Origin of the sequence: Vibrio sp. OPT46 (genome assembly GCF_015163535.1) — a bacterium.
Lineage (GTDB): Bacteria > Pseudomonadota > Gammaproteobacteria > Enterobacterales > Vibrionaceae > Vibrio > Vibrio alginolyticus.
On sequence record NZ_JADDYG010000574.1, the window covers coordinates 1 to 282 of the forward strand.

General features: G+C 43.3%; 1 protein-coding gene. It reads left to right on the forward strand.

The genetic code is table 11. The features are described from left to right. Positions 1 to 12: 12 nt before the first annotated feature. The coding region (locus tag IQR33_RS34070) for a hypothetical protein (RefSeq protein WP_228014077.1) at positions 13 to 282 on the forward strand (270 nt) is incomplete at its 3' end.

Genomic DNA, 282 nt, shown 5'->3' on the forward strand with positions numbered 1-282 from the left:
GCGATTGCCACTATGAAATCGAGTTATATAAAACGCTCCCAATTGAGCGATATGAACTCTATTCAGTCAGATATATGGCAAGGCAGAACGGAAGAGCTGAGCGATATGAAATCCTTAGGAATGCCTGTAGAGACAGTTAATGGGCTGTCTCCTAGGCCGACCAGCGAAAGTGTTGCTCGGATGGATGCAATTCAATCAGCACGATTAGCAAGATACCTTTTGGCCTACTACGAATCACTACTTACAAGAGAAGCCAACCTTGCTCTTAAGACTCAAATTTTA